This window comes from Corynebacterium sp. HMSC077G07, assembly GCF_001809225.1.
GTDB classification, from domain to species: Bacteria; Actinomycetota; Actinomycetes; order Mycobacteriales; family Mycobacteriaceae; genus Corynebacterium; species Corynebacterium jeikeium_D.
In genome coordinates, this window is the sequence record NZ_KV796537.1 from 25370 (window position 1) to 47895 (window position 22526).

18 protein-coding genes, 1 tRNA gene, 1 other RNA gene and 1 pseudogene are annotated in these 22526 nt (G+C 59.9%); 14 read left to right on the forward strand and 7 right to left on the reverse strand.

Going from position 1 to position 22526, the window contains the following annotated elements:
* The first annotated feature begins 79 nt into the window (after positions 1–79).
* The 4 genes from HMPREF2562_RS06930 (at position 80) to HMPREF2562_RS06945 (ending at position 2324) form a co-directional block, all read left to right on the forward strand.
* On the forward strand, positions 80–490 hold the full coding sequence (locus tag HMPREF2562_RS06930; RefSeq protein ID WP_005511050.1) for a DUF3052 domain-containing protein: 411 nt from the start codon (positions 80–82) through the stop codon (positions 488–490).
* A gap of 123 nt (positions 491–613) precedes the next feature.
* Positions 614–685: transfer RNA gene (locus tag HMPREF2562_RS06935), tRNA-Val, on the forward strand.
* 72 nt (positions 686–757) lie between these two features.
* Complete coding sequence (locus HMPREF2562_RS06940; protein WP_141698021.1) at positions 758–1363, forward strand: zinc metalloprotease; 606 nt, start codon at positions 758–760, stop codon at positions 1361–1363.
* 1 nt (position 1364) lies between these two features.
* Positions 1365–2324: a cobalamin biosynthesis protein gene (locus HMPREF2562_RS06945; RefSeq protein ID WP_222865368.1), complete on the forward strand. Its 960-nt coding sequence runs from the start codon at positions 1365–1367 to the stop codon at positions 2322–2324.
* Here the strand turns inward: HMPREF2562_RS06945 and HMPREF2562_RS06950 are convergent.
* Complete coding sequence (locus tag HMPREF2562_RS06950) at positions 2321–3307, reverse strand: SURF1 family cytochrome oxidase biogenesis protein (RefSeq protein ID WP_049170162.1); 987 nt, start codon at positions 3305–3307, stop codon at positions 2321–2323. The genes HMPREF2562_RS06945 and HMPREF2562_RS06950 overlap by 4 nt on opposite strands.
* Positions 3308–3443: 136 nt before the next feature.
* On the opposite strand from HMPREF2562_RS06950, the gene HMPREF2562_RS06955 reads away from it, so the two are divergent.
* Positions 3444–4025, forward strand: coding sequence for a GtrA family protein (locus tag HMPREF2562_RS06955; RefSeq protein ID WP_042388795.1), 582 nt, complete (start codon positions 3444–3446; stop codon positions 4023–4025).
* Here the strand turns inward: HMPREF2562_RS06955 and HMPREF2562_RS06960 are convergent.
* Complete coding sequence (locus tag HMPREF2562_RS06960; protein ID WP_369707166.1) at positions 4022–4525, reverse strand: low molecular weight protein-tyrosine-phosphatase; 504 nt, start codon at positions 4523–4525, stop codon at positions 4022–4024. The genes HMPREF2562_RS06955 and HMPREF2562_RS06960 overlap by 4 nt on opposite strands.
* A gap of 68 nt (positions 4526–4593) precedes the next feature.
* The gene (locus tag HMPREF2562_RS06965) at positions 4594–5274 is read right to left on the reverse strand and encodes an HAD hydrolase-like protein (protein ID WP_070549794.1); all 681 of its coding nucleotides are present in this window, start codon (positions 5272–5274) and stop codon (positions 4594–4596) included.
* Positions 5275–5309: 35 nt separating this feature from the next.
* On the opposite strand from HMPREF2562_RS06965, the gene cobC reads away from it, so the two are divergent.
* The 5 genes and pseudogenes from cobC (at position 5310) to rnpB (ending at position 9663) form a co-directional block, all read left to right on the forward strand.
* The gene (gene cobC / locus HMPREF2562_RS06970) at positions 5310–6443 is read left to right on the forward strand and encodes an aminotransferase class I/II-fold pyridoxal phosphate-dependent enzyme (RefSeq protein ID WP_049170167.1); all 1134 of its coding nucleotides are present in this window, start codon (positions 5310–5312) and stop codon (positions 6441–6443) included.
* 69 nt (positions 6444–6512) lie between these two features.
* On the forward strand, positions 6513–7700 hold the full coding sequence (locus tag HMPREF2562_RS06975; RefSeq protein ID WP_070549795.1) for a Nif3-like dinuclear metal center hexameric protein: 1188 nt from the start codon (positions 6513–6515) through the stop codon (positions 7698–7700).
* 5 nt (positions 7701–7705) lie between these two features.
* On the forward strand, positions 7706–8449 hold the full coding sequence (locus tag HMPREF2562_RS06980) for a zinc ribbon domain-containing protein (protein WP_049189597.1): 744 nt from the start codon (positions 7706–7708) through the stop codon (positions 8447–8449).
* Positions 8450–8473: 24 nt separating this feature from the next.
* A pseudogene (locus HMPREF2562_RS06985) lies at positions 8474–9139 on the forward strand (histidine phosphatase family protein); the annotation flags it as partial.
* Between the two features lie 59 nt (positions 9140–9198).
* Positions 9199–9663, forward strand: an RNA gene (gene rnpB / locus HMPREF2562_RS06990) — RNase P RNA component class A.
* A 10-nt stretch (positions 9664–9673) separates the two neighbouring features.
* Here rnpB and HMPREF2562_RS06995 read toward each other — a convergent pair.
* Entirely contained in the window at positions 9674–10837 is a 1164-nt protein-coding gene (locus tag HMPREF2562_RS06995) for a galactokinase family protein (RefSeq protein WP_070549796.1), read from the reverse strand.
* Between the two features lie 263 nt (positions 10838–11100).
* Between HMPREF2562_RS06995 and HMPREF2562_RS07000 the strand changes: the two genes are divergently transcribed.
* Complete coding sequence (locus tag HMPREF2562_RS07000) at positions 11101–11304, forward strand: SPOR domain-containing protein (protein ID WP_016423068.1); 204 nt, start codon at positions 11101–11103, stop codon at positions 11302–11304.
* 12 nt (positions 11305–11316) lie between these two features.
* Here the strand turns inward: HMPREF2562_RS07000 and HMPREF2562_RS07005 are convergent, their stop codons facing one another.
* Entirely contained in the window at positions 11317–13137 is a 1821-nt protein-coding gene (locus HMPREF2562_RS07005) for a CYTH and CHAD domain-containing protein (protein ID WP_070549797.1), read from the reverse strand.
* 30 nt (positions 13138–13167) lie between these two features.
* Positions 13168–13977 (reverse strand): 3-methyl-2-oxobutanoate hydroxymethyltransferase, encoded by an 810-nt coding sequence (panB, locus tag HMPREF2562_RS07010; RefSeq protein ID WP_224783789.1) that lies wholly within the window; start codon positions 13975–13977, stop codon positions 13168–13170.
* A gap of 140 nt (positions 13978–14117) precedes the next feature.
* Here panB and HMPREF2562_RS07015 point away from each other — a divergent pair, with 140 nt between their 5' ends.
* From HMPREF2562_RS07015 to HMPREF2562_RS07025, 3 genes are all read left to right on the forward strand, one after another.
* A complete protein-coding gene (locus HMPREF2562_RS07015) occupies positions 14118–15458 on the forward strand; it encodes a glutamine synthetase family protein (protein WP_005511085.1) in 1341 nt (446 codons plus the stop codon).
* Positions 15459–15518: 60 nt separating this feature from the next.
* On the forward strand, positions 15519–18701 hold the full coding sequence (locus HMPREF2562_RS07020; protein WP_070549798.1) for a bifunctional [glutamine synthetase] adenylyltransferase/[glutamine synthetase]-adenylyl-L-tyrosine phosphorylase: 3183 nt from the start codon (positions 15519–15521) through the stop codon (positions 18699–18701).
* Between the two features lie 98 nt (positions 18702–18799).
* Positions 18800–21013 carry a hypothetical protein gene (locus HMPREF2562_RS07025; RefSeq protein WP_070549799.1) on the forward strand — a complete coding sequence of 738 codons (2214 nt, stop codon included), beginning with the start codon at positions 18800–18802 and terminating at the stop codon, positions 21011–21013.
* A gap of 29 nt (positions 21014–21042) precedes the next feature.
* On the opposite strand, the gene HMPREF2562_RS07030 is transcribed toward HMPREF2562_RS07025, so the two are convergent.
* Complete coding sequence (locus HMPREF2562_RS07030) at positions 21043–22470, reverse strand: MFS transporter (protein ID WP_070429146.1); 1428 nt, start codon at positions 22468–22470, stop codon at positions 21043–21045.
* Between the last annotated feature and the right edge of the window lie 56 nt (positions 22471–22526).

The following is a 22526-nucleotide window of genomic DNA, read 5'->3' on the forward strand; positions in this document are numbered from 1 at the left end:
AATGTATTTGAGCGGTAAAATTTCTCCACATAGTTCGAAAAATCGAGCTGAATATTTTTTCTAGAGGAGGAAAAGGGAAGTGGTCAACGCCACAGGCGCTGCTCATGAATATGCGAGCAGGCTCGGCATCAAGGAAGGTCAGCTAGTCCAGGAGGTTGGCTGGGATACGGACTGTGACTCAGCAATCAGTGAGTCGGTCGAGAATTTCCTGGATGCAGACCTGCTCGACGAAGACACGGATGAGGTTGTCGACGTCGTATTGCTGTGGTGGCGTGAAGAAGACGGCGACTTGGTCGATGGTCTTGTGGATGCTTCCCGCCCTTTGGAGGATGAAGGCCGCGTTTGGTTGCTCACGCCGGGTGCTGGTCAGCCGGGTGCCATTGATCCTGGTGTGATTGACGAGTCCGCACAGCTGGCAGGTTTCTCCAACACCTCGGCGCTTCGTCTGGGGGATTGGCAGGGCAATTGCCTGGTGCAGCGCTCTAGCTAGCCGGCTTTCGCTGTCCCGTTTGAATCGGCTACTAGCCGAGCTATTGAAATAATCTGCATAAACGCTGTGTGTAGTGCGCAATTGGCAATCTATGTTTGCCGTGTGTTAAAGTTTCGCAGCAGCGCGGCGATAGCTCAGCGGTAGAGCTCTGGTTTTACACACCAGCGGTCGGGGGTTCGAAACCCTCTCGCCGCACAGACATAATCCGCCCGGATTCTTGTAATGGAGAATCCGGGTGGATTTTTGTTTGTGCTAAACTCCCGGTCTGTGCGTTTTACAAAATCGCTAGTAACCATCATTGTTGCCGGATCTCTACTTGCGGGCCCACAGGCCTACGCAATTGGAGGAGACGGTAAACCAGTAATCGACGCTGCCACCTGTAAGGCAATGGTCAAAGCCGCAAATGCAGGCGAGCCGGTGGAGGATCCATCGATTCTCCATCTCTCCGACAAGATGCCTTCCTACCTTGCCGACGGCACCCTGGACTACGTTGTTGCTCCAGACTTTCCGTACCGCGCGCAGCTGGACGCTGCTGCCCAAGAGTGGAATGAAAAGCTCGGTGGCAAGGTCGTGCTCCGGGAAGTGACCAAAGACAAAGCTGATTCGGATACCGTGAGCGTTCGCTACGTGCCTAAGCCGAACTCGCACGTTTTGGCTTCTGCATCGGAAATTAGTAAAGAAATGACGGTTTTCGTTACTTCCACACTCTATCCTGATGCAATTCGCAGCACGCTTGCACACGAGTTTGGGCACCTACTCGGTATCCGGCACACCTGTGATTACACCTTGATGGCTGCATCTTCGCACCGTCATCCGGCAGCACATGTCACTCCGCTCGATGTCGTAGCCGTTCTGCAGGGACAGTTCGATTAAATTGCGTATAAAAGCCAGAAGTCGACGCCTCTGGCGACGCGGTGCAGCCATCGCTGCGGGATATGCGCTTGACCGCATTTTCGCAGATCCCACCAATCACCATCCGGTGGCAATCTACGGGCAGGCCGTCAGCAAACTTGAGCGCCGAATTTATGCCGATTCCAAGGCGCGCGGTGTAGCTTTCACCACAATCGCAGTGGCCGCACCGGTAGTGCTTACCGCCGCAGTCAGTACAGTCGCCCCGACCCTCGCACTGACTGCCACCACGTGGGCATCGCTCGGCGGCACTACCCTCCGCCGCACGGGCGAACGTATGGCCGACCGACTTTCCGCCGGAGATATCGATGCTGCCCGAGAGCTTGTGCCGTGGCTGTGCTCGCGTGATCCAGAGGCGCTCGACGCTGATGGGATCGCCCGAGCCACCGTCGAATCGCTCGCCGAAAATACCTCCGACGCAGTCACCGGCACACTCATGTGGGGAGCCATTGCAGGAGCTCCTGGTGTGGTTGCTCATCGAGCGGTCAATACCCTTGACGCGATGGTCGGATACCGCAATGACCGCTATCGCCAGTTCGGGTGGGCCAGTGCACGGCTTGACGACGTCGCCGGGTTCCTCCCCGCCAGGCTCACAGCTGTCGCAACTGTGGTTGCGGGCCCGAATCGTCGTCAAGCATTGGCAGCGTGGCAACGAGATGCCAGCAACCATCCAAGTCCAAACGCGGGCGTTGTGGAGGCGAGTGCGGCCGGCGCGCTGGGGCTGCAGCTGGGTGGTAAGACGGTGTATCTCAGCGGTGTGGAGATGCGCCCAGTGCTGGGCGGTGGCCGGGCGCCTGCGGTGGCGGATGTTCGGCGTGCAGCTGAGCTGAGCAAGCGAGTGCAAAATATTGTTGCGCTCAGCTGTGCGGGAGCTGTGGTTGTGGCCGGATGCGTCCGGCACGCGAAGGCGCGAGCTGCGAGCTAGAAGCGTTCGTCGTATCGGTTGTCGCGGTAACCTGCGGCGCGGTGGCCAGTGTTGCCGTAGCGTTGCGCCATGCGCTGGCGGTGCAGCTCGGCGGCGCGATCCTCTTCGGACTTAGCCTGCGGAGGAGTGGGAGTGGTGGCATCGTCCGATTCGGGTGTTGCGTCCTCAGAGTCATCAGCGTCATCTACTGGTTCCGCGGCTTCGGCATCGCGGAGGTTCTTAGCCATCTCCTCTTGCTCCGCGCGGTCTCGTCTGCGCTCGACGATTTCAGCACGAATGAACCAGACGACGGCCAGCGGCACGAGAGCGCCGAAGAAAATCCACTGAATGCCGTAGGAGAGGTAGGGGCCGGACTCCAGAGTGGGCAGTGGAATGGCCTCGATGACGGCATCGGATTTGTCCGAGAGCTGAAGCCAATCGGGGTTGAGTTCGGTGTCGACTAGCTCGGACACTTCCTTGGTGTTGATTCCGTAGACCTGCGGCGGGGTGCCGGGGATTGGGGCGGTCTCGGCGGGAATCTCGTTTCGGCGGGTAAAGGCCGAGATAGTCAAGGTGCCCTTCGGGGCTGGCTCAACATTGGGGGTGCTGGAGTCTGTCGGGCGTACAAAGCCGCGGTTGACCAGGTAGTTTTCGCCATTGTTAGCGACGAAGACATCGAGTACCTGGACGGCGGGGGCTCCATTGACCGGGCGGTTACGCAATAGCACGCGGGTATCCGGTAGGAAGGACCCGGTGGCGGTAACGCGACGCCATTCGTTGCCCTCGACGAACCCTTTGCCCTTGGGCATTAGCTCATTGACATCTACGGGGTCGAGCTCGAATGAGTGCTCAAGCTGCTGATTGCGATGCTGCGTCGCGGTGTTCTTACCCAACTGCCACGGAGCCAGAACAGTAAATGCGAGATAGGAAAACGCAATGGCGACAATGGCAGTGAGAACCCATCCAGGGGTCAGAAACTGGCGCACATTCTTAAACACATTCATTGAGCTTACCCGGTGGTGTGGATGGCACTAGAGCGGCAGGTGATTGGCGGTGCGGAGATTGAGTGAACTTCGGGTAAAGTTATTTGAGCGTATTTGACGGGGAATCTACCCGGGGATAGATGGAAAGAGAGGTGTCGTGGTGGGCACGCAAACAGCGAAATCTTCGCCTTCACGCCGCTTCAGCACAGTCTCGCGCCAGTTCATCAAGTTCGGCCTGGTCGGCGGCACAGGTGTGGTTGTCAACCTGATTGTCGTGATTATTGCCCGCAAGTTGGGCCTCAGTCTGGGCACCAATGAGCACGACGTGTTTATGAACTTGTTCGGAACGCGGTGGAATATCCGTTACTCCCACGTCTATGCAACTCTGGCGTTTGTCGTGGCTAACATCTGGAACTTCCAGCTCAACCGGTCCTGGACCTTCCGAACTGACAATCGCCCGAACTGGTTTAGACAGTTCTTCCCGTTTTTATTTGCAGGTATCTCAGCACTGATTGTGAACCTGGTTGTCATCACGCTGCTGACTAACCCCACCTCGCCACTGGCACTGCCGGTGGATATTTTCGACGACTCCACCGGCTTTAGAAACCGCCTCTACTGGGCAAACCTCATCGGCGTCATCTTGGGTACGCCCGCTAACTTCATCTTGAATAAGATTTGGGCGTTTCGAAACCGGGGCAATGCCAGCAAAACAAAAGAAAAGGTTGTTTTGAAACCTTAACGCTCAGAGGCCAGCGCCAGAGTCTCACGCAACCATGCGATGATTCCCGGCGTCGCGGCCTCAATTTCGTTTCGAGTGCGGACGAATCCCTCCGGACCTCCGTAGTAAGGATCAGCCACGACGGCCCCCTTCGGGGATGCCGGGTCGAAGGAACGCATCAGGCGAATCTTCTCTTTTGGCACGCCAGCGTGGAGTAGACCATTGATGTGCGATTCATCCATGGCGATGAAAAGCGTTGCATCCATGTGCTCATCGCCCAGCTGTGCCGCGGTGTGGTTCGGATCGTAGCCAGCATTTTCCAGCTCGGCTTGCGCTCGCTCGTCGGCGGGTTCGCCGACATGCCAGCCGCCGATTCCGCAGGAGGCGAGCAGGACATCGTCGGCAAGCGCATTGGCTTCAACCGCGTCACGGACGATGATTTCAGCCATGGGGGAGCGGCAGATATTTCCGGAGCAGACAAACACGACGTACACGGACTCAGTACGATGCGACGAGTTCATAAGCATAATAGGCAAAACCAAACTTCTCGGAAAATAAAAATAGGATTGTCACTAATCGTTGACGAGTCTTAAAGATACAACATTTCCCGCACAACACGATTCAGGTCCCCAGGCGACGACGCCACCGCCGCTGCCGATGCCCACTCAGATTCCGAGCCGTAGCCCCATTTAACAGCGATGGCGGGGATGCCGAACTGTGCGGCGCCCTCAAAATCATGGATGCGATCGCCAACCATTACGACCGAACCGTGCGGACGCACTGCTTCATCGGTTTCAATGCCCAACTCCTTGAGCGTGTACTCAATGACCTCAGTCTTAGTCTGTCGTGAGCCGTCGTCGCTGGCGGCGCCGATGAAGTCAAAGGCGTCGAGAAGCCCGAAATTGTCCAGGGTCTTGCGGGCGAAGTAGTCGCCCTTGGACGTCGCAGTGGCTAGTTGGACACCAGCTGCCCGCCAATCGCGCAGGAGCTCCGGCCAGCCGGGGAACATCTCGGCACGCTGCCAAGCACCGGCGTGTTGATGCTCCATGTACACAGCGAAGGCTCGGTCGACTTGTTCGTCGGAAAGTCCGAGGGATGCGAGTGTCTCCACCATTGGCGGGCCGGGGATCGTGTTGATAAAGCTCTCGGGCGGAAGTGGGTGGTCAATTGCCTTCAATGCAAGGCGGAACCCATGTGCGATTGCGGGGAGAGAATCGGCGATGGTGCCGTCGACATCAATAAGGACAGTGGGGCGATGGCCAGTGGACATATTGTTCATCCTAAAAGGTCATTAGGCTGGATGGCATGTTAGACGACCCGCTGCGCTATCACGGCGATCAGGCCGCCCATGGCGCTGACCTGGACTTTGCCGTCAATGTTCACGGCACCACACCGCAGTGGCTGCAGGACTCGCTGGCCACGTCCCTCGGAGAACTTGCCGCGTATCCGTCTGCGCAGCTCGATGCCGACGTCCGCGCTGCCATTGCCACCAACCACAATCGCAGCGCCGACGAGGTACTGCTTCTCCACGGCGTCGCCGAGGGCTTTTCGCTCTTGCCGCACCTGGGCTTGCCCGCCACCATCGTCCAGCCGCAGTTCACCGAACCTGAAGCCGCGTTCCGCGCCGCGGGAGTCGGGGTGGATTCGCTGGTACTACCGTCGCCGTACACGCTCACGCCTACGCTTGCCGACGTCCACGAGAACGCCTCCTCCCCGCATTCCCAGCAGCTTGACGGTCGGATGGTCATCATCGGCAATCCGACTAACCCCACCGGTGTTGCTCATTCAGCGGATGACCTGCGGGGGCTCGCCAGCCGTTGTGGGATCTTGGTCGTGGATGAGGCATTTATGGACGTCGCCGATGGTGAGATTATTCGGCGGTGCTCACTAGCTGATTGCAGGCCGGGGGAAGCGAACAGTATCCCCGATAATGTCATCGTTTTCCGCAGCATGACTAAGACCTGGGCAATCGCAGGCCTGCGCTGTGGTTACGCACTGGGAACCCCTGAGCTCCTGGCGAAGTTGGGGCGACTGCGTCCGCACTGGCCACTGGGCACGCTGCAACTTACCGCTATGGCGGCAATCGCGTGTCGCGAGGCAGAGCTGTTGCCACAAATCCGCGCTGAGATTGGTCAGCAGCGCGAGGCTATGACACAGCTGTTAGTAGCCGCCGGCTGGCAGGTGTTGGATTCCAAGGCTCCCTTTGTGCTGGCGCGCCCGGGGGTTGCCCTGAGCACGCATGATGGTCCGGACGCTGCGGAGGTTGACGTCGTCAAGCACGAGCGCCTGAGACAGCGGCTCGCTGCGCGCGGAGTAGCCGTGCGGCGTTGCGACACCTTCGCCGGTTTGGACGGTTCGTGGTGGCGGCTGGCTGTGCGAGACGAGACCAGTGTGCGGCGGCTCATTGCGGAAGTAGCGGATTTGCTGTCGCAGAACTGATGGGTCGGGGCAGAGTTCACTACGCTGGAAGAGAAGCTGGAGAGAAATGCATGTTGAAGGGATGGATGTATGACGGACTCTGCGCAGACCCGTGCCGAGGGCAATAACGCAGTGGTGACCGTTGCCGACGTGCGTGCGGCGATGGACGCGGCCTACCCGCCGGCACTGGCGGAGAACTGGGATAAAGTTGGCCTGATCTGCGGTGACCCGCAGGATGAGGTGCGTCGCATCGCGTTGGCGCTGGACTGCACTGACGAGGTTGCAGATCGCGCGATTGCCTCCGGTGCTCAGATGCTCGTTGTGCACCATCCGCTGCTTCTGCGTGGTGTGAATTCCGTGGCGGCGGATACACCGAAGGGTCGGATTATTCATAAGCTGATCCGGGCAGGTGTAGCTCTCTTCGCAGCGCACACCAACGCTGACAGCGCCCGACCGGGTGTCAACGACCAGTTGGCCACGGTGCTCGGAGTTGAACCGGGTGCGCCGCTAGCTCCGCAGCCGGCTCCCGGCTTGGATACCTGGACAGTGAAGGTTCCGGCAGATCACGTCGATAAGGTCGCGCAAGCCATGTTTGAGGCGGGCGCGGGCACTATCGGCGACTACGACAGCTGTGCGTTTCGCATTAACGGCCGCGGCCAGTTCCGCCCGCTGAGCGGGGCAAATCCCTTCATCGGTGCCGAGGGGCAGATTGAGTATGTCGAGGAAGTACGCCTGGAGATGGTCGCGCCACGGTCCGTGCGCGCGGCGATTGTCAAGGCTCTCGTTGCAGCGCATCCGTATGAGGAGCCTGCCTTCGACATCGTGGACAATCAGGCCACCGGCTTGGATCCGCAGCAGGCTGTGGGCATTGGGCGAGTGGGCACGCTGGATACGCCGATGCCATTCAAGGAATTCGTCGCCCGTGTGGCTGAGCGCCTGCCTGCAACGGCATGGGGCGTGCGAGGCGCAGGCGATCCGGAGCGGATGATTCGCACGGTTGCCGTCGCATCTGGTTCAGGTGACTCTTTCCTGGACACTGTGGCAAAGATGGGCGTCGATGCGTTCGTTACCTCTGACCTGCGGCATCATCCTGTCGATGAGACACTGCGGACCGCGGACTTCTGCGTGGTGGACACGGCTCACTGGGCCAGCGAGTTCCCCTGGTGCTACCAGGCCGCAGACATGCTGGCCGAGAGGCTCGGGGTCGCGACCGAGGTCCTTGAGGTGCGCACCGATCCCTGGACAGTGGCAGAATCGTCGACACAGGCAAGGAAGTGAAGACCATGAGGCTTAGTCCACAAATCCAAGTTGCGATGTTGGAAAAGGCGGAAAACCAAACTCTGTTGGATGGGCTCACCGCCCGCCAGAACGTTCTGCCCGAGCGTGCCGAGTTGCAGGAGCTGCGCAAAAAGCACAGCCGTCAGGCCAGTGAGGCAGCGCGCTCCAAGCTCAGCGCCTCCGATATCGGCCGCGATATTGCCAAGCTGGAATCGGACATCAACAAGCTGAAGGCCCGCGAAAAGGCAGACCGTCTGTCGCTCGGTGCCGCAGAAGACGCATCCACGCGCCGTGACCTCGAACACGACCTGCGCTCCACCAAGCGGCGCCGCGAACGCGCTGAACAGGAACTCCAGCAGTACGAGCGCATGCAGGAGGCCTATCAGGTCGACGCTGAGCACGAATACGACGCCGACGAGGCGCACGATGACATCGTCGCCGCCAAGCAAAGGCTTAACGACGCCGAGGTTGACCTCATTGCGCGCATTTCCATCGCTGAGACCCGAATCGAAGAGGCTGACAAACTCATTGATGGTTCGGCAGCCAAGCTGTACCGTCGTCTAGCGCTTGCTAATGGGATCCCCGTTGCCCGCTTAAACGGACGCACCTGCGGTTCCTGCTTCATGGAGCTCGATGTCGGAACCGTGCATGAATTCACCACGCTCGCGCCGGAAGAAGTGACGTTCTGTCCTGAATGCGGTGCGATGATTGTGCGTGCGGAAACGCTGGGAGCGGTGAAAGGCAAGTAGATGAGCCAGGCTGCAGACAAGCGCGATAGCGCGCCGGGCTGGACGGGTGCGACTACGGATCCCACGCGGTTGGTGCTGCTGCGCCATGGGCAGTCGCCAATGTCGATTCGCCGGGAGTACTCGGGAAGCCGTTCGAACCCCGACCTGACAGAGGTGGGCAGACAGCAAGCGGAAGCGGCAGCACGTCACCTGGCGGCGTTGGTCGATAGCGGCAACATGAGTTTCTCGGCGATTGTGGCCTCTCCACAGCGTCGTGCACAGCAGACAGCAGAGGCGGCAGCCAAAGCGCTCGGGCTGGACATCCACGTTGAAGAGGATCTGCGCGAGACCGACTTTGGGCAGTGGGAGGGCATGACTTTCTCCGAGGCTCACAACGCCACCCCTGAGCTGCACAGTTCCTGGCTTGCGGATCCGGCCGTGGCGCCACCGGAGGGGGAGGATTTCCGCGCGGTCGATAGCCGAGTGAGCGCCGCGCGTGAGCGCATCGCTCAACAATTCGGTGCCTCGGATGTGCTGGTAGTCAGCCATGTCACGCCAATCAAGTCGCTGCTGCGCCAGGGGCTCGGCTGCGGCTTTGAAATCTTCACTCGCCTGCACTTGGACCTGGCCAGCCTCTCCATCGCGGAGTTCTACGCAGATGGGCCGACATCAGTGCGGCTGATTAACGACACCAGCTACCTGCGTGGTTAGCAGCCGAGCACGGCGGGTTATTTGAATTGCGGTTGTGGCGGGTACACTAACCATTCGAGCGAGCCGGCCGGGTGATCGCGGCAGTTAACGGAACCGGACGCCTCTTTTACAGAGTGTGTCCAGGCCGCTGTCGAGGAAAGTCCGGACTCCACTGGGCATGGTGGTTGCTAACAGCAACCCAGGGTGACCTGCGGGAATAGTGCCACAGAAAATAGACCGCCGGGCGCACAGCCGATGTCTTTGACGTAAAGCTGTGGAGATCCGGTGAGGGTGAAAAGGTGCGGTAAGAGCGCACCAGCGGGGCAAGTGATTGCACCGGCTAGGTAAACCCCACCAGGAGCAAGGCAAAATCGCGCATGCTTCGTCGTGCGCGTGCGCGAGTGTTTGAGGGCTGCCCGTCCGATACTCGCGGGTGTGCTGCTTCAGGCTGTCAGCAATGGCAGACCGAGATGGATGATCGCCACCCGGCGCTTTCCGAAAGGAGCGCCGAGGGACAGAATCCGGCTCATAGGCCGACTCGTTCACACAAGCTTTTTACTCGACCACCGCGCCGGCCGCAGTGTTCTCCACACGGATGGTCTCGGAACCGCCGTCGTTAAGCGCGGAGGCAATCCGATCGGCATCGTCGACGTGGGACCACATCACCAGCGACGCACCCGGGCACGGCGCACAACGGGCAATCTTCTCGCAGTCAATGGTGTCGGTCAGCTCGGCAATCTGCCCCAGCACAGAGCTTGCCGACGGCGCGGAGCCACGCTCACTGACATCGCGCGAAACCCCTGCGATGGCTGCTTGAATATCGCTGTGACGGATGTGGCCGATGACTGCGCGGGCACGGTCAGAGGATGCGTCGGCTTCGTCAAGCCACTGAATGGCACGGCCGATGGTGGGGATGTCTTCGTCGTCCGGGTGCACCTCGTGACGAGCACGCACCCAGTCCGCGACCCGCTCCTGTGAGTCGGGGAGGCTAGCGAGAGTCGGCACGCCAAAAGCGGCGCAGGCTTGCTGGAAGAACTCGTAGCGCTCCTCGTCGGGCGAACCGCCGGTGACATCGGGGGAGTAAGCGACAGTCAGCGCCAACGACTGCGGGAACGCCGTCTGCGTGACTGCCTCATCGGAGTGGTTGATGCACAGTAGGCTGTCCGGGCGGCTGCGCAGCGCCGTGGTGTAGGGGTACAGCGGCCACGACTGTCCCTTAATCTGCACCATGGTCTCGTGGATAGCGGTGGCAATACGCGTGCGGGTGGGCACATCATCGCGGTCGCCAAAACGCGCATTGAGAGCCAGCGCGAGAGCACACTGAATTGCCGGAACTTCTCCAAAACCGCGACCTGGCGCGATAGTGGAGGCAATGGTGACCTTCAGGCCGTTGCTGTTGCGCGGAACGAGATGCAGCGAGTGCTGCAATGCGACGATGGCAGCCGCGACAGCGGTCGGCACCTGAGAAAAAGCGGCGGGGACGCTATCCGGGAAATCCATCTTGGTAGTTTCGCGCTTGTACACGACAACGAGCTGCTGCTCGTCAATTTCCTCGATGCCGACCGCAGCATAGGCCGGAATGGCGGTGGCTAGGAGCATGCCGCCGGAGGACGCGCAGTCCTCACCCAACAGGTTGATGGAACCCGGGGCGTATGCAACTGAAGCATTAGAACCGACGGCATCGAAGACGTCGTTTACGACAGCGGGTGCGGCGGGCATGGGTGAAACCTCTCCAGAGATCGGACTCATAGTGCTGGTGTGCAGTGTTCGCGTTCAACGCTTGTGTTCTAAGGTGAACAATTCCGTCGATAATACCCGGCTCGGGGGACAGTGACAAACCTATATACTGGGATTTTATGTCGCCGCAGCGCACATGGCAGGCAAATGGTTGCCTCTCTGCAAGTTTGCTTATGTGTGGAGTTGGCGGTGGCAGAACCGCTTGATAACTCGACAAGTTCTCGATGTGGAAGAGGAGAAAAATCGTGAGCGACAACAGCAGTAAGTGGTACTACCAGCCGTCGACGGGCACGGTGTTTCAGGGGAAGAAAACCGGTTGGGACGACCGAATGGGCCCCTACGATTCCGAAGAGGAAGCCCGCGCTGCCATGGAAAAAGTCGCCGAGCGCAACAAGGCGGCCGACGACTGGGATGAAGAAGATGACGACTGGGGAGTAGCTGAAAAATAAGGCTCTACGCCTTTAGGCCTTCTTGCCCTTCTTAATCTTCTTTTCCATCTTGCGGAAGGCCTTGAAAACCTTTGCCACGGCATCGTCGTACTCAGCCAGGGCCTTCAGGCCGTCGTAGTACTCCATCTGGTAAAGCACGCCGTAGCCGAAGGTGTCCCTGCCCGCACGGGAGGCACGCTTAGCGCGAGCCAGCACGAAGTCGCGCGCAGTACAGGTGTCCTGGAAGTCACCGAGAACTGACTGCAGGTTCTTGCAGGCAACGTAGAGCTTCTCGGTCGGCAGGTCCGCGTTCTGAGCAGCTTCCGCGCTGTAGCGGAGCTTCTTCGCAGCCTTGCGGACATCGTGGTAACGCTCGTCCAAATCTGCCTCTGGCAGGTCAGCATCCTCGCGGCCATCGAGTACCAGGTTGTGGCGACGACGGAACTTCGAAAACGCGCTGCGCAGGTGATCAAGCAGCACCGCAGTGGTGTCGAGTTCCTTCGGTGCCGCTACCTTCTCCGGCTCGGCCTTGTCTGAGGTCGTGGAAGCTGCTGCATCGGCGGCAGTATCAGCCTCAGCCGCGACCTCGGAACCAGCTGCCGACGTATCCTCGGAGTCTGCGTTCTCCGCGCCGTCGACAAGCGATTCGTCCTTCTTCTTAGACTTCTTTTCCCCAGCCTCGGCCTCGTCCGCATTTGCGGCAATTGGCGGATTGGCGAGGAACTCATCGAGATCGTCGAGAAGTTGCAGGTACTCGCTTGAATTGAGTGCGAAAATGACGCGCTGATGAGCGCGGTCGTAGTCCTTCTGGACATCCTCGACGAGATTCGCACGCAGCTCCTCGCCCAAAGCGGCGCTTTCGCGATTGGCCAGCAGCTCCTCCCAGCGCATAGCGACGACCTCAGCGTCACGAGCCACGCCGAGAACACCCGCCAGCTGCTTGAGGTTGCCCTCCAGTTCAGCGACCTTATCGCCCACAACAATGCCGTGGAAGGTCTGCATATGACTGCGCAGCTCACGAGTGGCGACGCGCATCTGATGCACCGAGTCAAACTCATCGCGGCGTACCTTCGGGTCGTACTCGACCATCTTGGCCACGTTAGCGGCCAGCGCATCGACCACAGTGCGCCCCGGAGTACCCTTCGGCAGCTTCGCTGGAACCGGCGGCAGGGGAGCGGAGTCGATGGAGTCACCCAACGCCGTCGCCAACTTCGAAGGGCTTTCCGACGGCACGGCGCCAGCCACCTCAGCGACCTTGGACATCGCTGCCATTACGGCCTTACCGTCCGGGTGATTTGCCCAATCCCCGAGCAGCTCAATCTCCCACTCACGCCAAGTAGTGGTTTCGCCGCCATCGAGGAAGGAAGTCGCCGTGACGTGATCATCCGCAAACTCCGCCATGGGCGTGCCATCGAGGGCAAACACCGTGGTGACGTGGCGCTCATTGTCTACCTGCGCGATTGGTTGCAGCGGGTGATTGCGCACAATTGCGCGCACGGGGGCAAGCAACTCGGTAGGCACGATGTAGTCAGCATCGCGGCCTTCACCGTTAACAGAGCCCTCTTCCAGGCCAACGCCATATTCGAGGCGACCGCCGGTACCCGGCGCCTTCAGATGCCACCCCTCATCGGGGCCGCCCGTGCGGCGACGCAGAGTGTGCTTGGACCGGGTCAGACGCAGGTCCGCCGTGTCCAGGTAAATCGCGGAGAGATTTCGCACCTCAGTGGTGGTGGAGCCAACCTGTGGAACGAAATCGAACGATGGGGCTACCACTTCTGGGGTAGCTGAGAACTTAGATTCCACCTCCAACGCCGCAGTTGGAGTTTTGGACTTAGAACCAGACTTAGATGCCATAACCACTAATCCTACCCCCGAATCGAAGAGCTAACCCGAGAAGTTCTGCGCCTCAGTAGGGAACTCGCGGGAGTGCACCTGGTCGACATACTGCTTCGCTCCCTTGGTCAGCATCTCGCCGACCTCTTCGAACACCGAACTAAACGACGGCCTGCGGCCATCGGCCGGAACTGCAAAGGCATCCTGCCAGACGAGAACCTGGCCATCGCACTGGTTACCAGCGCCAATGCCACAGGTTGGGATGGATAGCTCGCGGGTAATCTCGGTGGCCAGATCCGCAGGCACCATCTCAAGGACCACGGCCGCGGCACCAGCATCGGCTACCGCGTGGGCGTCGGCACGCAGCTGGTCCGCCCCCGCACCGCGCCCCTGGACCTTGAAACCGGACAGCGCGTTGACGGACTGCGGGGTGAAACCGATGTGCGCCATGACCGGAATGCCGGCGTTGACCAGCGCACGGATGCGCGGAGCGATGCGCACGCCACCTTCAATCTTGATCATGTGTGCGCCAGTTTCGCGCATCATCTTCGCGGCGGACAGCACGGCCTGCTCATCGGAGGCCTCGTAAGTGCCGAAGGGTAAATCGGCAACCACAAGTGCGTTGCCAGCGCCCCGGACGACACCGCGAGCAAGCGGGATCATTTCTTCCAGCGAGATCTCGGTGGTGGTGTCGTAGCCGTAGACAACGTTTGCTGCAGAGTCGCCGACCAACAGCAGCTCGACACCGGCGGCGGAAAAAGCGCGCGCGGTGGAGTAGTCGTAGCAAGTCAGCATTGCCCAGGGGCGAGACTCAGCCTTCCATTCGGCCAGATTATTCAGACGAATCTTTTTTCCGCTCATGTCAATAGAGCATGCCATAGTCACCCGCAATTCGAGGCCACGAGGGCAGCGGTTATGACACGGGCGCGGCAGTTGGCTAGCCACGCCGGATGGTCAAAATGTGTACCGCGAATCCGGGCACCTGGGTAACGTTGGAAAGTATGAACAGTCAGCAGGAATTCGTCCTCCGCGCAATCGAAGAGCAAGATATCCGTTATATCCGCCTCTGGTTTACCGATATTTTGGGGTATCTGAAGTCCGTTGCCGTCGCACCGGCTGAGCTCGAGGGCTCCTTTGAAGAGGGCATTGGTTTCGATGGCTCCGCGGTGGAGGGCTTTTCCCGCGTTTCCGAGGCTGACACTATCGCGCAACCGGATCCTTCGACGTTCCAGGTCATGCCGCGTCTGCATAAAGAAGACACAATCACGTCCGCGCGCATGTTCTGCGACATCGTCATGCCCGACGGTCAGCCGTCGTGGGCAGATCCACGCCAGGTGCTGCGCCGCCAAATTAAGGCGCTTGCCGACGAGGGCTTCCACGCGTTCATCCACCCGGAGATTGAGTTTTTCCTAGTAGAGAGCCTGGCTACTGATGGAAAGCCGCCGGTGCCAACGGACAATGGCGGTTACTTTGACCAGGCGGTCTACGACCGCGCACCCCGCTTTCGCCAAGAAGCGATCACGGTGTTGGAAGACATGGGAATCCCTGTGGAGTTCTCCCATCACGAAAATGCGCCGGGTCAGCAGGAAATCGATCTGCGCTACGCCGATCCGCTGACTATGGCGGATAACGTGATGTCTTTCCGCTACATCATTAAGCAGATCGCAATGAAAAACGGTGTGCAGGCGACATTCATGCCGAAACCTTTCCAGGATTTGCCGGGCAATGGCATGCACACTCATATTTCCCTCTTTGAAGGGGACACTAATGCATTCCACGACCCGGATGATGAAAACCAGCTCTCCGACACCGCAAAGGGTTTCATTGCCGGCATTCTGACTCACGCCAGCGAAATTTCCGCTGTGACCAATCAGTGGGTCAACTCCTACAAGCGCACGGCATTTGGCGATGAGGCTCCGACGTCCGCGACATGGGGCATGGCCAACCGCTCGGCTCTCGTGCGTGTGCCCATGTACTCACCGGGTAAGGCACATTCGCGCCGGGTGGAAATTCGTTCCTTGGACTCGGCCTGTAACCCGTATCTTGCTTACTCGGTGATTTTGGCCGCCGGTTTGAAGGGAATTAAGGAGGGTTACCAGCTTCCGGAGCAGGCAGAGGACAACATCTCCGAGTTGACCAAGCGGGAACGACGTGCGATGGGCTACCGCGATTTGCCGACATCCCTGGAGGTGGCGCTGCAGGAGATGGAACGCTCCGATCTGGTGGCCGATGCTCTCGGTGACCATGTCTACGAGTTCTTCCTGCTCAATAAGTGGCGCGAGTGGCGCGAGTTCCAGCGTCAGGTGACGCAGTGGGAGCTGCGCACAACTCTGGATTACTAGTTTCCCCGTACCGCCCCCTTCCTTTTTCGTCTTTAATTTGTTTTTGGGTGACCAGTTTCAATGGTGATGAATCGACCTCGCACATCTCGCCAATCAGTGCCGCGGCCCGCAGCGCTGGGCTTGCGTAACGACGATCGGACGCGGGCTGACCTGGAAGATTTGGGGTGGTACAACGAGGAGTCCCTACATCTGTTGTGGGGTCTTGCCGGAGCCAGCGACCCCAAGCTGGCGCTTATGGCGCTAGTGCGGCTGAAAGGCGCTCTCGACGAGCTGGAGCAGCAGGGAAAGCTGGAGAACTGGGCCACCTGGTCCGGTCTCGATGAAGCCATGCGCGAGCAGGTGCCGCTACGTACGCGTATGTTTGCGCTGCTCGGCGGCTCGAGTGCACTGGGCGATCACCTGGTTGCACACCCAGAAAAGTGGGTTCTGCTCCAAGCTGAGTTTCCAACTGAGGCAGACATGTTCCGCGAGATGCTCTCCAGCGTCGGGGCTGTGCCCGAGGTCATCGAACTCACTGATGAGGCCAGTCTGGAAAAGCAGGAGGATCCCGAGTATCGCAACCCCGTCGTTGCGCCCGCCACGCTTGAAGGCCCCGGTTTGTACCGTGCGAAGCTAACCGGCCGTGAGGCCGAAGTTGCGATGCAGTGCGCCTACCGCGACTTGATCATGCGTATTGCGTGCTACGACTTGGCTGGCACGTATCCACGGGGTCCTCGCCGTCCGGGACAGCCACAAGTCCCATTCCGTCAGGTCTCGGAGGCACTCAGTGATCTGGCTGATGCGGCGTTGACGGCTGCACTCTCTGTCGCGGTGCAACAGGTCTTTCCTTCGTCGCCGGTCTCAACACGCCTGGCCGTAATCGCCATGGGCAAGTGCGGTGCGGAAGAGCTGAACTACATCTCCGATGTGGATGTCATATTCGTCGCAGAGCCGGCGGATGCCCGAGCCACCCGTTTGGCCAGCGAATTTATCCGGATTTCTTGCCACTGCTTCTTTGAGGTCGACGCGAATCTCCGACCGGAGGGTAAGTCGGGTGCACTCGTACGCACCGTGGATTCCCACGTCGCCTACTACAAGCGTTGGGCCGAAACCTGGGAGTTCCAGGCGTTACTGAAGGCGCGGCCGATGACAGGCGATATCGAGCTGGGCCGCGAATACATCGATGCTCTAGCTCCGATGGTGTGGACCGCCTCTCAGCGGGAATCCTTCGTCGATGATGTTCAACGCATGCGCGCCCGTGTGGTCCAAAACGTCCCCGAAGAGCTTCGCTACCGAGAGCTCAAGCTCGGTCGCGGTGGTCTGCGTGATGTCGAGTTCGCGGTGCAGCTGCTGCAGCTGGTCCATGGTCGCTATGACGATAGCCTCCGCGTGCTGCCAACTGTGATGGCACTCGACGCACTTGTCGAGGCTGGCTATATCGGTCGCGAAGACGGTGCCGCGCTGATTAACGCCTACGAGTTCGTCCGTCTGCTGGAGCACCGCCTGCAGCTGCAAAAGATGCGGCGGACGCATTTGTTGCCTGCCGACGACGACACCGAAGCTCTTCAGTGGCTCGGTCGCGCCTCTGGCATCGTCGGTGAGGGCGGCACCGATGCCAGCAAACCGCTGGCCAAGCAGGTTCGACTGGCCAGCTCACAGATCCGCTCCCTGCACAACAAGCTTTTCTACCGTCCACTGCTGAACTCCGTGGTGGAGCAGGACATTGGAACCCTGCAGCTATCGGCCGATGCGGCAAAGCGCCAGCTGGCCGCGCTGGGCTATCAGTACCCGGATCGCGCCTACGAGCATCTTTCTGCGCTGGCGGCGGGCACCTCGCGCAAGTCGCGTATTCAGGCGATGCTGCTACCGACGCTGATGGAGTGGCTATCGTCGACGCCAGACCCCGACGCGGGTCTGCTCAATTATCGCAAGCTCTCTGAGAAGCTCCACGACGAAACGTGGTTCCTGCGTACGCTGCGCGATGAGGGCGTCGTCGGCCAACGGCTGATGCGTGTGCTCGGTTCTTCGCCGTACGCGTCTGATCTGATTATGAGTGCGCCGGACGTAATTAAACGGTTCGGCGACGGTGCATCTGGGCCGAAGCTTCTGAATACCGACTCCGATGCAGTCGGGCGTGCGCTGGTCGCAGCGGCTGCCCGACACAACAGTCCAGCTAAGGCCATTGGTGTGGCACGTGCGTTGCGCCGTGCAGAGCTCGCGCGCATTGCCTCCGCAGATCTCTTCGGACTGATGGATGTGCAAGAGGTCTGTCACTCTCTGTCGATGGTGTGGGACAACGTGCTCGAAGCTGCCCTTGCCGCCGAAATCCGTGCATGGTCGCTGGAGCATCCTGACTCGGAGGTCCCGGGCGTTATCTCCGTGATTGGTATGGGGCGACTCGGCGGTGCTGAACTGGGGTACGGCTCCGATGCCGACGTGATGTTCATCTGTGAACCCCGCAAGGACGCCGATGGAGCGCCGCTTGTCGACGATTCCGAGGCGGTCAAGTGGGCAACCAGGATTTGTGACTCGTTGCGTCGTCGGCTGGCAAAGCCAAGCCAGGACCCGCCATTGGAGGTCGACGTGGACCTGCGCCCAGAAGGACGCTCGGGCCCGATTGTCAGGACCCTGGATTCCTATGTGACCTACTACGAGCGCTGGGGTGAAACCTGGGAGATTCAGGCACTGCTACGGGCTACCTGGATTGCCGGCGACAAAGACCTGGGCACCCGCTTCCTTAAGGCCATCGATCCGCTGAGGTACCCACAGGGCGGAGCTGATGCCAAGATGGTCCGCGATGTCCGTCGTATGAAGGCGCGTGTTGATTCCGAGCGGCTGCCTCGCGGAGCTGATCGGCGTACCCACACCAAACTCGGTTCCGGTGCACTGACCGATATTGAATGGACTGTGCAGCTGCTAATCATGCTGCATGCCCACGAAGTGCCGGAGTTGCACAACACGTCGACACTGGAGTGTCTGGAAGTGCTGAAAGACCGCAGAATTCTAGATGAGGAGGATACCGACGCACTTCGGGATGCCTGGCTGATGGCGACGAATGCTCGCAATGCGCTGGTGCTCACGCGTGGTAAACGCACGGATCAGCTGCCACAGCCGGGGCGTCAGCTGACTCAGGTCGCAGGTGCGGCGGGGGGGGAAGCATCGGATTCCAACGGTTTTATTGAGCACTATTTGCGTCTGACTCGTCACTCCAGCCGTGTCGTCAATCGTGTGTTTTGGGGTGAGGAGAACCCCGACCACGAGTAGGCCGGGCAGAGGTCTGCCGCACCTCGCTGCGAGGCTCATTATGTGGCAGCGGGGTGCAGCCTTTGTCTTAGCACGGCGACCGGGCATAATGGTGGGCTATGGAACGCAACGTCGATTACTCGGTACGCCCTAGGTATGAGGATTTCATTCTCAACCTAGATGGCACTGACCTGCGTTTTTTATTGAGCCGCACGTGTCCAGCAGCTGACACCTCAGCTGCTGGACAAGAGGCGGTGGAATTGCTGATGTCACAGGATTCAGCGCATACGGCGCTGTCTTTTTGTGATCCCGATGTTCTCGATGTGGCCCAATTGGTTCATATTCTGGAGGATTCCGCATCGCTGGATACCCTCACAGAAGTGGCTTATTGGGCATCGGATGCGGACGTGATGGCGCACGATACGCCGAAGGGCGTTGACCGCAAGCGTCGTCGCGTCGGCAAGCAGCAGCTTGAGCATGTGCTACGCCGTGGCCAGCGCCAGGGGCTCGTGTGGGAGGAACCGGCGGGCGTGTGGCATGTGCCACCACATATTTCGGAGGTGTTCCCGGCGGAACCGAGCCTCAGTTTCCGCGTCGCCGACTTGGTGGCGAATATGCCAGCGGATGTGCTGAGTCGCCGTATGGAGCGCATGGGGCTGGAGCCGGATAACGCGCCGGGAGAGGGCACATCGCGAGCTCTGAACGCCAGCGATTTAACGGTGCGGAATGTGCAGGCTCGCCAGGTGGAGCACATTGCAGGCTTCCTCTGCGATCCGGTGAAGGTGCGGGCTCTGGTGATGACAGCTCCGGTGGATATTCGCAATGAGCTGCGCTGGATGGCAACCGACGAGAAGTACTTGCCCTCCTATATGTGGTCTGAACTACGTGCCGACGCGGTGCGCTGGGCCGAAGAGCGTCTGCTGCTGACTGTGCTAGAAGAACCGGCGATACCGACATTTGAGCAAGAATCGGAAGCACGCAACGAATCGACAGTGGTTGCCCGCCTGGTGGGCGCAGTCGCGTTGGCGCTCAAGGGCGACATGTGGTCGATTCGTAAGCCGCATCCGACGGAGTCTTTCCCGGCAACGCTGGAGTCAAAGGAATTGACCGAAGCTTCGGTGGCTGCGGTGGCGTTTGCTTCGGCGTTTATGGATGCTGCGGGCAGCGGCGACGGGCGCCTGAAGGACCCGTTGCACATGTATGAGGAATCGAGCCTGCTGTGGATTCAGGACTTCGCAGCCTCAATAGGGGCGAGTGCTTTCGCGGCGCCCTGGATTGTGGAGATGCTGGTCAACGCGGGATTGATTCACGCTGACAGCGGGCATCCGACGCCGCGCGCACTGCAGTACTGGTACAACGCTGATGCCTCGACTCGATGGGCGTATCTCGCGGCGGGCTTCCTCGTTGGTCGCGGTCCGTGGCACGGCGAGTTTCCGTGGGTGACCATGGGTGTCGATGATTTGTCGCATGCCACCCTTGCCTACGGCTACCCGTATGCCGCGCGTGAAGTAGTGTCACTGGCCGCGCAGCTGGAGGAAGATCAGAAGTTCTATGGCTGCTGCGTCGAAGGGCATATGGCTTGGAATGTCGACAACCTCTGCGCTCGCAATGGCGCCGATGGGGAAGCGATGGTCGGTTGGCTACTGGAGCAGGCCGGCATCTTGGGCATTCTCTACCATGGGCACGCCTCCTGGCAGGCCATGGCCATCATGTATGCCTTGCACGACATCTGGCTGACTGATCAGCACGTCGGTGCTCAGCGCATGGCCGAACTCATCGCTGAGTATGCCGCTGGTCAGGTGCCGACGGCGGAGGCAGTCCAGATTGCCCGCCTGTTCAAGGATGCCGCACCTAACGAGCGCCTGGCTGCCACATTGGATGGCGTCGCCAGCAACCAGGTTGCCCTCGCGTTGGACTTCATCGGCGACCGCGAAACCTGCGCTGAAACTTCTCGCTGGATTATTTCCGAGGAGAGCCTGCGTCGCGCTTGCCTCGCGGTTGACGGCGACGTCGATGTCCTGTTTTCCCAGCTGGGGCCACTGGTCAATAGTTCTATGAAGCTGGTCATCTACGCCGAGCTAGTCCGTATTACCAAGACCGAGAAGCTGCAGGAAATGTATGAGCGTGAGGCCGTAGCAGCAACGCCTTCGCTTGACGACGTCCCGGAGAACTCAGCCCCCGAAACTGACACCGGTGAGCGCGTTTCCCATGGTGCTCAGACTGATGGCAGCGAACGCATGGAGGATAGCGGCCACGCAGACTCCTCCGAGCAAGCGGAGGACTCGGATGACTCGGAGGGACTGGAAGGACCAGAGCAGCTTTCGCTGTTCTAGCCGCTCCGTCTCTCGACTTCCTGTAGTTCCTACTCCGTAGGTTCCAGCTCAAAACGGCTCTGCTGGGCGACAAAGCGTGCCGCCGCACGCTTTGCCACCAGCAGGCCAACGAAACCAATCACCCACACACCGACGACAGCCAACCAGCCAATGCGGAAGGTCTCCCAGGTGTAATTTCCATCGGGAGCTGCAATATCCAGCAGGAAGCCGACACCTTGTGCAGCGAGCATGGTGGCCACAAAACCGCCCATATTCGCCAACCCAGTGCCGGTGGCGAGTACCTTGCGATCGACCTCTTCGCGCACTGAGTCAAAGCCGAAGTTGGACATTGCACCAAGACCGGCCATTAGGATGTTGACTACAATAATTGCCCAGTACGCTGGTGGGTTGCTCGGTGCCAGGAACACAATCCAGACGGCCATGTTGATAAACGCGATTGCGACAACAACCTTGATACGGTCGCGGCCGGTGCGTGCCGAGACCATGCCCATCAACGGCCCGGCGATAATTACTGACAGCGTGTTAACGACCAGCACCACACTGGCCTCGGAGGGCTTAAGACCCATACCTAGCATCATCAGAGGCATGCCCCACAGCAATGTGAAGATGCACTGATGCATCAAACCAGTCCAGTGAGTGAAGAAACCCTGCCAGCACACCGGGTGAGTGGTCACAATCTTCAGAGTCTGGCCGATAGTTAGTTTCTCATCGGCTGCGGCAGAGGCTCCGCCATCGGCAGCCGTTTTCGCGGCCTTCTTGGCGGCGCGGCGTTTACGAAGTGACATCTTGGCTGTGGAGGAGTTTTCCGGGACGTCGGCAAGCGCGATCATGCCTACGATAGCGATGAGAAGACCCGCGGTGCTCAGCGACAAGAACGCGGGCACCCACCCCGCGGCGTGCAGAATCGCGAGGAACGGGACCGCAGAGATGAACTGGCCGAGCTGGCCAAGACCAGCCGTGAGCTGCGTGAACAGCGGAGTGACGCGCAGTGGGAACCACGCGGGAAGCAGCCGCATAGCACCGAGGAATGCGGTGGCATCGCCGGCGCCGATGAATACACGAGCGATGACAGCCAGTGGATACGATGTCGTAAACGCGATGATGACCTGGCCCAGCGCCATAATCAGTGCGCCCACGACCATGGTTTTCTTGGCGCCGACGCGGTCAATGATGATGCCCGTCGGAATTTGTGCCAGAGCGTAGACGCCAACCTGCACGGCGGTGAACAGCGCGAGTTGGGAGGCGTTGATATGGAAGCGATCGAGCGCCTCGACGCCAGCGACACCCATGGAGGTGCGGCCGACGATGGCAACGATGTAGGTAATCAGCGCCGCCAGCCAGACGGCAATCGCGCGGCCAGTGACGTGCTCGCGCGGGTCCTTTGCCACCGCTGTGGCGGGCTGATCTGTTGATGAAATTTGATCTTTACCGTTACGCTGCTTTACCACTCGCCACATTGTAGACCCCATCAACCAACCGGCCTGAAGTTGGGTCGCACCGGGGGTTCTAGGCA